The sequence below is a fragment of the Paenalcaligenes hermetiae genome (genome assembly GCF_039543645.1).
GTDB classification, from domain to species: Bacteria; Pseudomonadota; Gammaproteobacteria; order Burkholderiales; family Burkholderiaceae_B; genus Paenalcaligenes; species Paenalcaligenes hermetiae.
This window is the reverse complement of the sequence record NZ_BAABKD010000002.1, coordinates 317,426-331,281: the sequence shown is the minus strand read 5'-3', so window position 1 is coordinate 331,281 and position 13,856 is coordinate 317,426. Positions and strand designations below refer to the sequence as shown.

At 48.2% G+C, this 13,856-nt stretch carries 15 protein-coding genes; 2 read left to right on the top strand and 13 right to left on the bottom strand.

What is annotated here, in order from left to right:
* The first annotated feature begins 103 nt into the window (after positions 1-103).
* Positions 104-1,390 (top strand): phosphopyruvate hydratase, encoded by a 1,287-nt coding sequence (gene eno / locus ABD980_RS03220; RefSeq protein WP_260650874.1) that lies wholly within the window; start codon positions 104-106, stop codon positions 1,388-1,390.
* Between the two features lie 55 nt (positions 1,391-1,445).
* Complete coding sequence (ftsB, locus tag ABD980_RS03215; RefSeq protein WP_260650875.1) at positions 1,446-1,727, top strand: cell division protein FtsB; 282 nt, start codon at positions 1,446-1,448, stop codon at positions 1,725-1,727.
* Here ftsB and ABD980_RS03210 read toward each other — a convergent pair.
* The 13 genes from ABD980_RS03210 to ABD980_RS03150 all read right to left on the bottom strand — a co-directional run bounded on the left by ABD980_RS03210 (position 1,724) and on the right by ABD980_RS03150 (position 13,732).
* Positions 1,724-2,413, bottom strand: a complete 690-nt coding sequence (locus ABD980_RS03210) for a TadE/TadG family type IV pilus assembly protein (protein ID WP_300647540.1) — start codon at positions 2,411-2,413, stop codon at positions 1,724-1,726. The genes ftsB and ABD980_RS03210 overlap by 4 nt on opposite strands.
* Before the next feature lie 111 nt (positions 2,414-2,524).
* Positions 2,525-3,442, bottom strand: a complete 918-nt coding sequence (gene hslO, locus ABD980_RS03205) for an Hsp33 family molecular chaperone HslO (protein ID WP_345369546.1) — start codon at positions 3,440-3,442, stop codon at positions 2,525-2,527.
* A gap of 22 nt (positions 3,443-3,464) precedes the next feature.
* Positions 3,465-3,983 carry an RDD family protein gene (locus tag ABD980_RS03200; protein WP_345369544.1) on the bottom strand — a complete coding sequence of 173 codons (519 nt, stop codon included), beginning with the start codon at positions 3,981-3,983 and terminating at the stop codon, positions 3,465-3,467.
* 83 nt (positions 3,984-4,066) lie between these two features.
* Positions 4,067-4,204, bottom strand: coding sequence for a hypothetical protein (locus ABD980_RS03195; RefSeq protein WP_260650881.1), 138 nt, complete (start codon positions 4,202-4,204; stop codon positions 4,067-4,069).
* 74 nt (positions 4,205-4,278) lie between these two features.
* Positions 4,279-5,721, bottom strand: a complete 1,443-nt coding sequence (locus tag ABD980_RS03190; protein ID WP_345369542.1) for a THUMP domain-containing class I SAM-dependent RNA methyltransferase — start codon at positions 5,719-5,721, stop codon at positions 4,279-4,281.
* Positions 5,722-5,726: 5 nt separating this feature from the next.
* Positions 5,727-6,149 carry a HemJ family protein gene (locus ABD980_RS03185; protein ID WP_260650883.1) on the bottom strand — a complete coding sequence of 141 codons (423 nt, stop codon included), beginning with the start codon at positions 6,147-6,149 and terminating at the stop codon, positions 5,727-5,729.
* Positions 6,149-7,429, bottom strand: a complete 1,281-nt coding sequence (locus ABD980_RS03180) for a glutamate-5-semialdehyde dehydrogenase (protein WP_300647262.1) — start codon at positions 7,427-7,429, stop codon at positions 6,149-6,151. Before ABD980_RS03180 ends, ABD980_RS03185 begins: the two co-directional genes overlap by 1 nt.
* 45 nt (positions 7,430-7,474) lie before the next feature.
* The gene (gene holA / locus ABD980_RS03175) at positions 7,475-8,479 is read right to left on the bottom strand and encodes a DNA polymerase III subunit delta (protein ID WP_300647261.1); all 1,005 of its coding nucleotides are present in this window, start codon (positions 8,477-8,479) and stop codon (positions 7,475-7,477) included.
* A gap of 6 nt (positions 8,480-8,485) precedes the next feature.
* Positions 8,486-9,091, bottom strand: coding sequence for an LPS-assembly lipoprotein LptE (locus ABD980_RS03170; protein WP_300647260.1), 606 nt, complete (start codon positions 9,089-9,091; stop codon positions 8,486-8,488).
* A gap of 6 nt (positions 9,092-9,097) precedes the next feature.
* A complete protein-coding gene (gene leuS / locus ABD980_RS03165; RefSeq protein WP_345369535.1) occupies positions 9,098-11,752 on the bottom strand; it encodes a leucine--tRNA ligase in 2,655 nt (884 codons plus the stop codon).
* 157 nt (positions 11,753-11,909) lie between these two features.
* Positions 11,910-12,077, bottom strand: coding sequence for a 50S ribosomal protein L33 (gene rpmG / locus ABD980_RS03160; RefSeq protein ID WP_077733623.1), 168 nt, complete (start codon positions 12,075-12,077; stop codon positions 11,910-11,912).
* Positions 12,078-12,119: 42 nt separating this feature from the next.
* Positions 12,120-12,356 carry a 50S ribosomal protein L28 gene (rpmB, locus tag ABD980_RS03155; protein WP_300647256.1) on the bottom strand — a complete coding sequence of 79 codons (237 nt, stop codon included), beginning with the start codon at positions 12,354-12,356 and terminating at the stop codon, positions 12,120-12,122.
* A gap of 170 nt (positions 12,357-12,526) precedes the next feature.
* Entirely contained in the window at positions 12,527-13,732 is a 1,206-nt protein-coding gene (locus ABD980_RS03150) for a Bcr/CflA family multidrug efflux MFS transporter (protein WP_345369659.1), read from the bottom strand.
* Between the last annotated feature and the right edge of the window lie 124 nt (positions 13,733-13,856).

The window sequence follows — 13,856 nt, the reverse complement described above, 5'->3', positions numbered from 1 at the left end:
AGGTTGTACAATAGGGGCGATTTTTTATTGCAGAAAAAAGGTTTTAGCCCTTTATTTCTATTATTGATTAGCGTTATTGCTTCCATAGCAAGGACTACATTTCATGAGTGCTATTGTAGATATTATTGGTCGTGAGATTCTTGACTCGCGTGGTAACCCTACCGTTGAATGTGATGTGCTATTAGAGTCAGGTGCGATGGGGCGTGCCTCGGTACCTTCAGGTGCTTCCACTGGCATGCGTGAGGCCTTAGAACTACGTGATGGGGACAAATCCCGTTACTTAGGCAAAGGGGTGCTGCGTGCTGTAGAAAATATTAATACAGAAATTGCTGAAGCCTTAATTGGTTTAGATGCCCAAGAGCAGCATTTCATTGATCAGACCTTGATCGATTTAGATGGCACCGAAGATAAAAGTCGTTTGGGTGCAAACGCCATGTTGGCCGCCAGTATGGCTGTAGCGCGTGCAGCAGCAGATGATTCAGGTCTATCGCTGTATCGCTATTTTGGTGGTAGTGGCGCCATGCAAATGCCTGTGCCGATGATGAACGTGATCAACGGTGGGGCGCATGCCAATAATACCCTTGATTTACAAGAGTTCATGATCATGCCTATTGGCGCTAAAAGCTTCCGTGAAGCCTTGCGCATGGGGGCAGAGGTCTTTCACGCGTTAAAAGACTTAATTCATGCTCAGGGCATGTCCACAGCGGTAGGTGATGAGGGTGGTTTTGCGCCAAACGTGGAAAATCATGAAGCCGCTATTCAGCTAATTCTACAAGCTATTGATAAAGCCGGTTACGAGGCAGGTACACAAATTGCCTTGGCTTTAGACTGCGCAAGTTCCGAGTTTTATCGTGATGGTTTATACCATTTAGCTGGAGAGGGTGGCATTAGTTTAAACGCTTCCCAGCTGGTTGATTTGCTTGAAAGCTGGTGTGACAAATACCCCATCGTTTCTATTGAAGACGGCATGGCCGAAGACGACTGGGAAGGCTGGAAAATTCTTACTGATCGCTTAGGAAAAAAAGTACAGCTAGTCGGTGATGATTTATTTGTGACCAACACCAAAATCCTACGTGAAGGGATTGATCGTGGTATTGCTAACTCCATTTTGATTAAGATTAATCAGATTGGCACGTTGACAGAAACCTTTGCTGCCATTGAGCTGGCTAAGCGCTATGGTTATACCGCTGTGATTTCTCATCGTTCTGGGGAAACAGAAGACGCTACGATTGCCGATATTGCGGTAGCTACGAATGCCATGCAGATTAAAACCGGTTCGTTATCGCGCTCGGATCGCATGGCTAAATACAACCAGCTTTTGCGCATTGAAGAAGAGCTAACCGGTGTGGCGTCCTATCCTGGACGTGATGCTTTTTATAACTTGCGTTAACGCTCCACGAGGTTAAAGGGTTTGGTATTCAGCCAAACCCTTTATTATTTTTGTTATGCGTTTTATTTTTATTTTCTTAGTTGCGCTATTGGCTTTTTTTAATTACGAGCTGTGGTTCGGGAATAATGGCGTAGATAGAATTAAAGAATTACAAGAAAAAATACAAGTGCAGCAAGAGCTCAACGAGGCTGCTTTAGCTCGTAATAATGCGATGGCGGCAGAAGTGCACGATCTACGAGAGGGAACACAAGCGGTAGAGGAATTGGCACGTTTTGAGCAGGGAATGATTAAGCAAGGCGAGATTTTTGTGCAAATCATGTCGCCGAATACACCCTAGGGGGGTGCCTCGCAACAAAAGCTCCCATGACACTGCCAAGAGGGAGCGGTTTGCTCGTTGCTAGGCGGCAGCCAAGATCCTAAGGATGATGGGCTGCTGTAGGTGGGCATAGATGGTAAAGGTACAGTGTGAGGGGTTGTAGTCTGCGATGTTGAGTTTGATACTTGTGCCGATGCTGTGGCTTGGGTTGTATCGGATTGCATCGCGATGCGGATCTCGGTTTGAATAGGGATGAGCCCCTGTTGATAATAACTTTGATTGCTTGAAGAGTGAGCTAAGGCAAGGCGAACAAAGTGTCTAAGGACTGGGCTAAGGGGGCGATGCCCATAGGTAAGACGTAATACTAATGTGTTTTGATCAAAAATACGTGTATTACCCTGTTGATATTGTAATGCTTGATAGTTGAAAGACGCTGGGGTTGGAGCAAGAGTATAAGTGTAAATCTCCCAGTGCTCAGAAGGAGAAAAAGCCCAAGCAGGATGTTGCTGTAAGTGGTGTTTAAAAAGGGGGGTAATATGCTGGGGGTGAGCCGCTAATGTGGCTAATGAGCGCCCAGTATCTAAAAGAGCTGTATTAAGATATTGCCGTAAAAGCAGCCAGTGAGCGCTTTCTAGACCGGCTATAGCAAGAAAGCATAATAGTAATAAAGTAGCTGTGCTTTCAATAAGTGTAGCGCCAGATTGCATAGCAAGCGATATAAAATGGTTGTCGATACATGCAGTATGACAAGTCGCTAAGGCATAGACAATCTGTGGAGAATACGTAGAAATATCCCGCCATATAGGCGGGATTTTTAATTAATGCAGCGTGTTTTTGGTTTCTGGTTGGTCGCTTTGGGCAATAAATAATCGCGCACAATCCACAGGATCAAATTGGTAAGGTTTGCCACAAAAATGACAAGAGACTTCGATATGCTCTTGTTCGCTAAGAATTTGTTCAATTTCGGCAGTGCCTAACATGCGTAACATATCGGCGACGCGTTCACGTGTACAGGGGCAATGCCACTGTACGGGTATGGGGTCCAGTTTGAGTAGATCTTCTTGCCAAAAGAGGCGATGGATGAGTTCGTGAGCGGGTAGCTGTAAAAGCTCATCATTTTTAACGGTAGCGACAAGCTGCTTAGCGCGATCCCAACTGGGTTCCTCGGGCGCTTCGGTGCCTTCGATATGGCCACCTGTGCCAGGTAAGCGCTGTAGTAATAAGCCGTTGGCTTTGGTGCCGTCGGCAGCGAGAAAAATGCGTGTATCTAGTTGTTCGGAGTGCTGCATATAGTTTTCCAGCACTTCGGCAAAATTATCTCCATGCAGTGGCACGATACCCTGATAAGGTTTTAGGTCAGTGTGAGGTTTTGGTTCTAACACCACCATAAAGCGACCGTTATCGTAGGTATTGAGTAAATTTTGTAGATTTCCGTTTTCAGGAATAGCTACCCCTTCGCGTAAGCTGACAGTGGCGCGGATATGAAAGTCGGATGTGCACTCGACCACCATCAGAGCGATAGGGCCATCGCCTTGGGCTTGTAAGACCAGCGAACCATCAAGTTTTAGGTTGCCAGCTAACAAAACCGCTGCTGCCGCAAGCTCACCTAAGAGATTGCGTACACTGTCAGGGTAATTTTGATGGGCTAATCCGGTTTGCCAAGCTGTACTGAGCTCAACCGTTTGCGCACGTGTTAGCTGATCAGCAAATACGTATTTATTTAATTGATCTGTCATAGTTTTGAAAGAAAAATGCGGGTTATGGTTGTAGATGGGGACGAATATCTACAATTCGAGTGCCCGCGATACGATCATGTAAAAATTGCTGGTCTTTATCGAACCATGTCCAAATAAAAATAGTGAACGGGGCAAAGACGATAAGAAGATTGGTGGAATAGTAACCGGTATAAGCCGCCATAATTTTGACTGCCAAAGCGAAAAGCAGTGGCAGGATCCACATAAGCACATAACGATAGAGCGCTTGGAACCAGCTTGGCTTGGTGCCATCAGGCATTTGTAAACGTAAATGCCATGTTTTCATGGGCAAGGTTTGGCCTGTGCGTCGCCATGCCAATAGAAAATACAGGCCGATGGCCATAAATAAAATGACTTGCCTTGCGGCACGCAAATGTAAGGCGTGACGGCTTTGAGTTAGGTAGTCAAAAACCAGTAATACCCCAAAAATGAGGCCAAAAAGCAAAACGCCCTCGTACATCATGCACGAAAAGCGACGCCAGCGGGATGGGGTAGGTAAAGAGAAAGAGGCTTCAGCAGACATAGTGGGAATTATAATCGAAGTCACTATGTTTTAGGTACAGGAGACGGCAGAACCTAGGCGCTGAAGCCTAAAACGGAGAGGTGTTAAGCGAATAAACGTTGCAGGAGACGTTTTAGGCTTTGTAGAGGACGAAGACGATTTTGTTGTTCTAAAGCCTGTTGAATTAAGCGACGTTCAAGGTCGTCGGATAAAGGTAGATCCTGCGTTTGCTGATAAAACATGATTTTTACACAAATGAAGTTAGGGTTAACCCTATTATAAGGGTTAACCCTAGTGATTTCAATGTGAGTGTGGCTTATCGGTTACTGGCGGGCACCATTTGGAAGGTAAATAAACGGCAGTCTAGTGGCCCGTTATACAGTGGATAACGTCGATTGGGTTTTAAGCGTAGCTTAGATGGAATATCGAGATCACTGGTAATGAGATTGACGCTCCAGCCGGCAAAATTCCGTTTTAAGTGGGTCGCCCATTGTTCCCAGAATTCGGTATCGGTTTCATCCAAGCGTTCCCCATAGGGGGGGTTGGTAACGATCCATCCTTGAGCCGCTACGGGTTGGATCGCTAAGGCATTGCCTGTTTCAAAACGGATGGTGTTGGGGTGTAAATGAGCGCGTGCCAAGTTGGCTTGAGCTGCTTCGATGGCGGCAGGGTTAATATCACAGCCAACTAATGGGATTTCGATTTCAGCAGCAATATTCGCGCGTGCTTCGGCTTTCAGGTCTTGCCAAGCTTTAGCATCGTGGTCGCGCAAGCGCTCAAAATGAAAGGGCCGCCAAATGCCGGGGGGCGCACCAAGCGCAATCCAAGCGGCTTCGATAAGAATAGTACCGCTACCGCAAAATGGATCAATCAGGGGGGCGTTGGGGTCCCAGTCTGATAAAGCGAGTAAACCTGCCGCTAGGTTTTCGCGCAAAGGAGCGTCCCCTTTATGGTGACGCCAGCCACGTTTAAATAAGGATTCGCCACTGCTATCAATGTATAAAGTGGCTGAGTCTTCGTTTAAGAACGCATGGACTTTGGCATCGGGACGGACTGTGTCGATATCCGGACGCGCTCCTTCGCGGTCACGTAAGCGATCACAAATCGCGTCTTTTACTCGTAGGTTGGCAAATTGTAGGCTTTGAAAGGGGCTACGTATGGCCGAGGTATCAACACGTAAAGTGTGTTGTGGTCCAAACCAGTTTTCCCAAGGCGTTTGGTAGGCAAGCTCGTAAAGCTCATCTTCATTTTGAATTTTGGCATAGCTCATTTGCACTAAAATACGCGTTGCCAGTCGGGAATAGAGGTTAGCGCGTAACACATCCTGCCAGTCAGCAACGAAATGGCAGCCGGCTCGTCCTTGGCTGACTTGATCAAAGCCTAATGCTTGCAGCTCTACCGCTAAGGCTTCCTCTAGGCCCTGCGGACAGGGGGCAAACACAGGAAAACGTCCGTGGCGCTCAGCACTAAAGCGGGCTTGGATTTCAGGGCCTTGGACTGGAACGGGCTTGCGGGGCGCTGGAGGCGCTGGCCGCGTTGGTGCGTAGCCGGTAGGAGGCTTTGCCCGCTTGGTAATTCGGGCAGAGCGCTGAGGTGTTTGGGCTGCAGGGGCGGCTGGTGTAGTGGGGGTGTCTTCTTGGCGTAAACGCTGCATTTGCTGTGCTTGCCGTGCGCGAGCACCGGAACGCACACGCCGGTCTTCATTACTAGACTGTGGTTTTTTTTTCAGCGTGAGCGTTTTTTTTGGGGTGGAAGTCATAGGGATTAAAAAGGTTTAAGAACCACAAGGATGAGGACAAGAAAGAGCATAAGCACGGGGATTTCGTTAAACCAACGGTAATACACATGAGAGCGCTGATTTTCCCCTGCTTTAAAACGTTGTAATAGGCGGCCACAGTACCAGTGATAAAGAGCAAGCCCAGCAACAAGTGTGATTTTGGCATGGATCCAGCCCATGCCTTTACCTATACCAAAATACAAATACAGCCCAAAACCAGTGAGAATAGTCAATATGGCTAAAGGCAGCATAAAACGGTAAAGGCGGTGCGCCATACCAGTTAGCACGTGCATCGTGGCCGTATCCTGTGGTTGTGCCATATTGACATAGATGCGGGGCAAGTAGAACAGCCCCGCAAACCAAGCGGTCACGAGTAGAATATGTAGAGCTTTAAGCCACAAAAATGCCATTAGTTTTGTCCACGTAGTTGACCATTACCTGTAAGCACCCATTTTTGGGTGGTGAGCCCCTCAAGGCCGACGGGGCCGCGTGCATGCAAACGGTTGGTAGAGATGCCGATTTCTGCGCCTAAACCGTATTCAAAACCATCAGCAAAGCAAGTGGGTAGGTTGACATAAACGGAGCTGGAGTCGACCTCGCGTTGAAAGCGACGTGCAGCCTCTAGGTTTTCGGTCACAATGGATTCCGTGTGTTCGGAACTGTACTGAGCGATGTGATCCATGGCCTGATCGATGGAGCTCACAATGCGTATAGCTAAGATGGGAGCCAAGTATTCCGTTTCCCAATCTGCTTCGGTTGCAGGCAGAATGCCGCTAACCAGCGCTTGTGTTTTTTCACAGCCGCGTAGCTCTACCCCTTTATCTTGAAGGGCTTGGGCTAAATCTGGCAATACGGCTGGTGCAATTTCGCTATGTACCAAGAGCGTTTCCATGGTGCCGCAAATACCGTAGCGATAGGTTTTGGCATTGATCGCAATACGCTGTGCTTTTTCTACATGCGCATCTTTATCAATGTAAAGATGGCAGTTACCATCGAGGTGCTTGATGAGGGGTACTTTGGCTTCTGCGCTTAAGCGTGCAATAAGGCCTTTGCCCCCGCGCGGCACAATCACATCCACATAGTCGGTCATTGTAATTAAGTGGCCTACGGCACCGCGATCGGTTGTGCCGATGACTTGTACAGTATGCTCTGGTAACCCCGCTGCAATAAGGCCTTGACGAATAATTGCCCCGAGTGCTTGATTAGAATGAAAGGCCTCGCTACCACCGCGAAGAATGGTGGCATTTCCAGACTTTAGACAGAGCGCAGCGGCGTCAATCGTCACGTTTGGGCGGGATTCATAAATAATACCAATCACCCCTAAAGGCACCCGCATTTGAGCGACATCCATGCCATTAGGACGTTTGATAGTGGGGCCTAGGGAACCAACGGGATCAGGCATGGCGGCGATTTGGCGTAAGCCCGTTGCCATGGTATTTAGAGCGTGATCCGACAGTTTTAGCCTATCTACAAGAGCGGTCTCTAAACCATTTTTTTCGGCGGCTTCGATATCTTTGGCATTCTCTGCTTGTAGTTGAGATCGATTCGCCTCGATTAAATCAGCCATAGCAAGTAAGGCTTTTGATTTTTGTGCATCCGAGGCATTACGGATGGTTTTGGCTGCGGTGCGTGCCTGTTGGCCAATACGCAGCATATCTTGGGCCAAAGCGTCAAGGTTTTGTTCTGTCATAGCAGTACACCAGTAAATCAGTCGAATAAAATCGCCGTAGCGCGTTTAAGCGGCCAGAGCAATACGTAAACATAGGCGCGCGGCTTCTTCCCAGGGGTCTTGAATTTGACCGGGAGCAGGGACACCTTTAATAAGTCGATCCAAATCGTGAGCATGCCGTACCGCCGCTGGCCAAATAGAGGCGGGCAGGCGTTGTACGCATTGTCGCAGCTGTTGCTCACGTTGTCCAAAAATCCGATTTTGTTTAAAAAAGGATTGGGGGTTAGCCCCGCTTTGTTGTAAGGCGGCCAAAGCCGCAAGGAGGCGGATCTCGTCACCAATTGCCCATAAAATCAAGGGCAAGGCCTCGCCTTCGCCACGTAAACCATGCAAAATGGTGAGCGCTCTTTTTGCATGGCCTGCGAGCATGGCATCACGCAGGTCAAAGATATTATATCGAGCTACGTTTAAAACGGCAGCCTGTACTTGTTCGAGACTGAGCTCACCACTAGGGTAGAGGAGCTCCATTTTTTTGAGCTCTTGGTGGGCGGCGAGTAAATTGCCTTCCACTTGGTCGGCGAGCCAATACAGTGCATCTTTATGTAAAGATTGCTTTTGCTGTTGTGCGCGTTGCTGGAGCCATTGCGGTAGTTGGTTTTTATGGATGGAGGGCACCTCAATCCATTGCGCGTATTGTTGTAGTTGCTTAACCCATTTGCTATTACGAGTAGCTCGGTCTAGACGTGGGAGCTGAAACAAAAGGACTTGGTCATCGCTTTGGGATTGTTCGCAAAGGCGTCCGATGGCTTCAGCACCAGTACGACCGGGTTTGCCTGTAGCAAGGCTAATATCGATAAAGCGTTTATCACCAAATAAAGAGAGTGCTTGAGTATTTTCAAAAATGGTAGCCCAGTCGCTGCGCGCATCCATGACATAGCGATGGCGTTCGGTGTAGCCTTGTTGTTGAGCAGCAGCCCGAATGGCATCACACTGCTCAATATGAAGAAGTATCTCGTCACCACTTACTACATAAATGGGTTTGAGAGGTTGAAGCGCAGAGCCACGAGACATAGTCGCTTAATCAAAAGAGGTTGCTGAGGCGGGCGGGTTAGCGTCTGGTAACAAGGGTAAGGAGTCCTGTTGCTGGCTACGCATATAAGCATGTTTGACTTCGTCAGCACTCAAGCGTCGCATCATTTGTTCTACTAATGATAATTCCATATGTTGAAAAACGCTTTGAATTTCCATGCGAGTGGCATGAACGGCGTTAGGATTATTAGGAATTTCTCGAATCGCTGTGAGTGTAGTGGGTGATATTAGCTCATGCCCGTTTTGATCGATAAGAGTGAACTCGATGGATAAGAGGAGCTCGTAATTTTCCACATTTCCGTTAGGATCTAAGGAAAGCTCTCGTTGATAGCGATTTTGATTGATTGCCAGAAGCTGGGCAGAGGCCTGTTCTGGACTGTTAGTCCAGCGTAGTTGTGGTGAATTAGCTGACACCATACGCCGTAATTGCGCGCCAAAAGCCGAGTTTTCCGCGATATTGGTGTAGAGAGAGTGAAATGGCAGCGCTTGGGCTTGTTTGAGTTTGAAGCCACAGGCGCTGACCAGCAGGCTGAGCGCCAACAAGACAAGTGCGAAGCGTGCGAAAGCTGAGATAGAAGTCGAGTTGGCGTTCATAATGGACTACCCTACAACAATGTTAACGAGGCGGCCTGGAACCACAATAATACGTTTAGGCGCTTTGCCTTCGAGGTAGCGCTGAGCGGCTTCATGAGCGACCGCAGCTTGCTCAATGGCCGTTTTGTCGGCATCTGCGGGAACGGTCAGGCTGCCACGTAGTTTGCCGTTGACCTGTAGGGTCAGCGTGATTTCATCGGCCACCAAAGCAGCTTCGTCGACCTCTGGCCATGGCGCATCAAGCAAGTCGCCAAAGTGCTCATGATAGCCAAGATCGGTCCAGAGTTTCCACGTAATGTGAGGTACTACAGGGTACAGTACGCGTAATAGGATTGAAAAGCACTCCGCTAATGTCGCATGATGGGCGGCGTTGGCTTCAAGCTGGGCATGATCTAGGGTGTTGAGCATTTTCATGGCCCCAGATACAACGGTATTGTACTGAATACGCTGGTAGTCGTAATCCGCTTGTTTTAGGATAGCGTGAATTTCACGGCGTAGGTCTTTGGCTTTAGTATCTAGATCGGCGGGTATGGCTTGGCCAGCGCCTTGCTTTAGTGCCTCTTGGTGTTTATAAGCAAAATTCCATAAGCGGCGTAAATAGCGATTTGCACCATCAATGCCTGACTCAGCCCACTCTAGGGTTTGCTCTGGTGGGCTAGCAAACATGATAAACAATCGAGCGGTATCGGCCCCCATCTCGTCAATAAGATGTTGGGGGTCTACACCGTTATTTTTTGACTTGGACATGGTGCCGATGCCATCGTAATTGACTTCGGAGCCGTCCGATTTTAGGCGTGCGCCAATAATGTTGCCCTTGTCGTCATAGATGTTGTCGACTTGATCTGGACCAAAGTATTCAATACCCCCTTGAGGTGTACGACGAGTATAAATATGGTTTAGAACCATACCTTGAGTAAGTAAGCGGGTAAAAGGCTCATCAAACTTTACTAACCCAAGATCACGCATGACTTTGGTCCAGAATCGAGCATAGAGCAGGTGTAAGACCGCGTGCTCAATCCCACCAATGTACTGATCCATAGGCATCCAGTACTCGTTACGCGCATCGACCATGGCCTCGTTGTTATTAGAGGAGGCATAACGCATAAAATACCAGGATGAATCGACAAAAGTATCCATGGTGTCGGTTTCTCGGCGAGCGTCTTTGCCGCAAGAGGGGCACTGGCATCGCAAGAAGTCTTCGTCTTTATTAAGTGGGTTGCCGCTACCATCTGGGATTAAGTGTTCAGGCAAGACTACAGGTAGGTCTTTTTCTGGAACGGGTACAGGGCCGCAGTCCTCGCAGTGAATAATGGGGATAGGTGTACCCCAGTAGCGTTGACGGGAAATGCCCCAGTCGCGTAAGCGGTAAGTGGTTTTTTTCTCGCCTAAGCCTTGTTGCTTAAGGTAGTCGGCGATACGGTCGATGGCCTCTGTGCTGCTTAGCCCAGAGTAGTCACCGGAGTTAACGGTTACACCGTTGTCTTTATCGGCATACCAGTCTTGCCATTTGGTGTCAGAGAAAACCTGGTCACCGACTTGAATGACTTGCTGTATAGGAAGCTGGTATTTGAGTGCAAAGGCAAAGTCACGCTCATCATGAGCAGGCACACCCATTACAGCGCCATCGCCATAGCTCATGAGTACATAGTTACCGACCCAAACAGGAATTGCTTGTTGGGTGATGGGGTGGGTGACAAATAAGCCGGTGGGCATCCCCTCTTTGTCACGAGTAGCAATATCGGCTTCGCTTTGACCGCCAAGTTTGCATTTTTCAATGAAAGCAGCCAGTTCAGGGTTGGATTGAGCCGCTTGGGTTGCGATTGGGTGCTCGGGCGCGACAGCGCAGAAGGTAACCCCCATGATGGTGTCAGCGCGGGTGGTGAACACATACATGCGACCGTCTTGGATAAGTTGACCAGCGTCGTCGCGAATGGTGTGTGTAAAAGCAAAGCGTACCCCAAAGCTTTTGCCAATCCAGTTTTCTTGCATGGTACGCACACGCTCAGGCCAGCCGTCGAGCTGTTGCGTATGCTCCAGAAGCTCGTCGGCGTATTTGGTGATGGCTAAGTAATAGCCAGGGATCTCGCGTTTTTCGACCAAAGCACCAGAGCGCCAGCCGCGTCCATCGATCACCTGTTCGTTGGCCAGCACGGTTTGATCGACAGGATCCCAGTTAACGACTTGGGTTTTACGATAGGCAATCCCCGCCTCGAGCATTTTTAAAAATAGCCACTGGTTCCATTTGTAGTAGTCTGGGTCGCAGGCACACATTTCGCGCGACCAGTCGATAGCCAACCCCATCGCATTCATTTGTTTTTTCATGTAGGCGATGTTGTCGTAAGTCCATTTTGCTGGGGGAACCTGTGATTTGATTGCCGCGTTCTCTGCGGGCATGCCAAAAGCATCCCATCCCATGGGCATCAGAACGTTATAGCCACGCAGTCGTAGTTGACGTGCCATGACGTCGTTAATGGTGTAGTTACGCACGTGACCCATATGCAGCTTGCCGCTAGGATAGGGGAGCATAGAACATGCGTAAAACTTGGGTTTTAGGCTGCCGTCCGGATTGGTAGCGTTTTCTACTACGCGGTAGGCATCACGTTCCTGCCAGTTTTGTTGGGCAGCACGTTCGACTTCGTGTGGATGATAACTTTCCTGCATGAGATATGAGAGACCAAATAAGGAATGAATAAAGAATAACCCTTACATTATACGGGGCAAAAAAAGTTGCGCCAGTAGGTAGGAACAAATTCCTGACCACAAAAAAGCCCTGCGTGAGCAGGGCTTTATGGCGTTAGTACACTAAAGTGAATAGTGATTAACGTAAACGAGTTTCTTTGTACTCGACGTGTTTGCGTGCCACAGGGTCAAATTTTTTGATGACCATTTTTTCGGGCGTATTGCGCTTGTTTTTAGTCGTGGTGTAGAAGTGACCAGTACCAGCGGAAGATTCGAGTTTAATTTTCTCGCGTATACCTTTAGCCATGATGTAAATCCTTTTAAGTAGCTGTGAGAAATAAGCGAGCGATTAAACGCGTTCGCCGCGAGCGCGCATATCGGCTAAAACAGCATCAATGCCATTTTTGTCGATGAGACGCAAAGCCTGGGTGGATACACGTAGACGTACCCAGCGGTTTTCGCTTTCTACCCAGAAACGACGAGATTGTAGATTAGGCAAAAAACGACGTTTGGTTTTGTTGTTTGCGTGAGAAACATTGTTGCCCACCATTGGGCGTTTTCCGGTAACTCGGCATACGCGTGCCATGGTTATACCCCTTTAGAGTCTAAATCGGCTTCCGCGCTTGCAGTAAAATGGGTTACTACGGGCGCATTAAAGCACAACACTAAATAATGAAATTAAGCCATTCACTATTTAGGCTATAGTAGTTCATAAAACAAAGTATTCTAATATAGAAAACCAGCGTAAATCAAGTACTAGCTTGATTGTTGTAGTGCTCTGCGACCAGAAAACCACGAAATACTGACGCAGCCCGCAAGGACAGCAACAAGCGGTATAGCAGAGAGGTCTTGCCATAGACTGACGCTAAGACCAGCGAGAGCACCACAAAGCATTTGAAGTGTACCCATTAGGGCAGAGGCCACCCCAAGACGGTGACCCTGTTCGGATAAGGCAAGGGCGGCAGCATTGGGGTTAATAAAGCCTTGGCAGGCCATAAAACCCATGAGCATCGCCATGACGCCATAGACATTGATTATACCGAAAAGCGTAAACATTAACCCAGTTAATACAATAGCAAGCTGTAGGTTTTGAGCGACAGATAGCAGTTGTTGGGGGGTAAAGCGGTTAAGTAAACGGGCGCCAATTTGGGAGGATAATATCAAGCAAAATGCATTGAGCCCAAATAAAAAGCCAAACCAGTGGGTAGGAACTTCAAAAACACTAATAAATGTACGAGGGGAGCCACTGATGTAGGCAAACATACCAGCAGAACCAAAAGCGGCAGCTAAAGAGTAAAAGAAAAAGCCACGATGTAAAAATAATGCTTTGTAGTTATGAGCAATGGTGCTTACACGCAACGGGTTAACGTTTTCTGGGGCTAAGGTCTCGCGCATAAAAAAGGCTGTGCTTAGCAAGAGTAAAACGCCGCAGAGTGTAATAACGTAAAAAATGACCCGCCAATGTGCAACAACCAAGATTTGGCCACCAATAATGGGTGCTAGGATGGGGGTGGCGCCCATAATTAACATGATGAGTGAAAGCGCTTTAGCGGCATTACGTGTATCAAGTTGATCCCGAATGACAGCACGAGGAATAACAGCACCGGCAGCTCCTCCAAAAGCTTGAGCGATACGCCACCACATGAGATGCTCAATATCATGACTAAAAGACACCGCAAAGGAGGCAATGCTAAAAAGAGTAAGTCCAAAAATCAGTGGGAGCTTACGCCCAAAGCGATCTGCAATCGGGCCATAAAAAAGCTGGGCTAATGCCATGCCTAGTAAATAACTGGCTAATGTACGTTCCACATTCCCTTCTGTGGTGTGTAAGTCACTGGCAATAGCCGGGAATGCAGGTAAATACATATCAATAGCCAAAGGGGCAAGAGCGGTCAATAAGCCCATGAGCACCAGCCAGGCTGGGAATTGACGTGTAAGGTGGCGAGAGGAGGTGTCAGGCATAATAGAGACAGTATAAGCAACCAGTAAGAGTTCGACATAGTAGCACGCAGTATGAATCAATACGGGGATTCCTGACAGTGTGTACGGCCATGGAACCCCATTTTATACAACATCATGGAGGTAG

What these genes read in the sequence shown, in the direction of transcription:
- eno (WP_260650874.1), top strand. Translation starts at nt 104, where the DNA reads ATGAGTGCTATTGTAGATATTATTGGTCGTGAGATTCTTGACTCGCGT.
- ftsB (WP_260650875.1), top strand. Translation starts at nt 1,446, where the DNA reads ATGCGTTTTATTTTTATTTTCTTAGTTGCGCTATTGGCTTTTTTTAAT.
- ABD980_RS03210 (WP_300647540.1), bottom strand. Translation starts at nt 2,413, where the DNA reads ATGCAATCTGGCGCTACACTTATTGAAAGCACAGCTACTTTATTACTA.
- hslO (WP_345369546.1), bottom strand. Translation starts at nt 3,442, where the DNA reads ATGACAGATCAATTAAATAAATACGTATTTGCTGATCAGCTAACACGT.
- ABD980_RS03200 (WP_345369544.1), bottom strand. Translation starts at nt 3,983, where the DNA reads ATGTCTGCTGAAGCCTCTTTCTCTTTACCTACCCCATCCCGCTGGCGT.
- ABD980_RS03195 (WP_260650881.1), bottom strand. Translation starts at nt 4,204, where the DNA reads ATGTTTTATCAGCAAACGCAGGATCTACCTTTATCCGACGACCTTGAA.
- ABD980_RS03190 (WP_345369542.1), bottom strand. Translation starts at nt 5,721, where the DNA reads ATGACTTCCACCCCAAAAAAAACGCTCACGCTGAAAAAAAAACCACAG.
- ABD980_RS03185 (WP_260650883.1), bottom strand. Translation starts at nt 6,149, where the DNA reads ATGGCATTTTTGTGGCTTAAAGCTCTACATATTCTACTCGTGACCGCT.
- ABD980_RS03180 (WP_300647262.1), bottom strand. Translation starts at nt 7,429, where the DNA reads ATGACAGAACAAAACCTTGACGCTTTGGCCCAAGATATGCTGCGTATT.
- holA (WP_300647261.1), bottom strand. Translation starts at nt 8,479, where the DNA reads ATGTCTCGTGGCTCTGCGCTTCAACCTCTCAAACCCATTTATGTAGTA.
- ABD980_RS03170 (WP_300647260.1), bottom strand. Translation starts at nt 9,091, where the DNA reads ATGAACGCCAACTCGACTTCTATCTCAGCTTTCGCACGCTTCGCACTT.
- leuS (WP_345369535.1), bottom strand. Translation starts at nt 11,752, where the DNA reads ATGCAGGAAAGTTATCATCCACACGAAGTCGAACGTGCTGCCCAACAA.
- rpmG (WP_077733623.1), bottom strand. Translation starts at nt 12,077, where the DNA reads ATGGCTAAAGGTATACGCGAGAAAATTAAACTCGAATCTTCCGCTGGT.
- rpmB (WP_300647256.1), bottom strand. Translation starts at nt 12,356, where the DNA reads ATGGCACGCGTATGCCGAGTTACCGGAAAACGCCCAATGGTGGGCAAC.
- ABD980_RS03150 (WP_345369659.1), bottom strand. Translation starts at nt 13,732, where the DNA reads ATGCCTGACACCTCCTCTCGCCACCTTACACGTCAATTCCCAGCCTGG.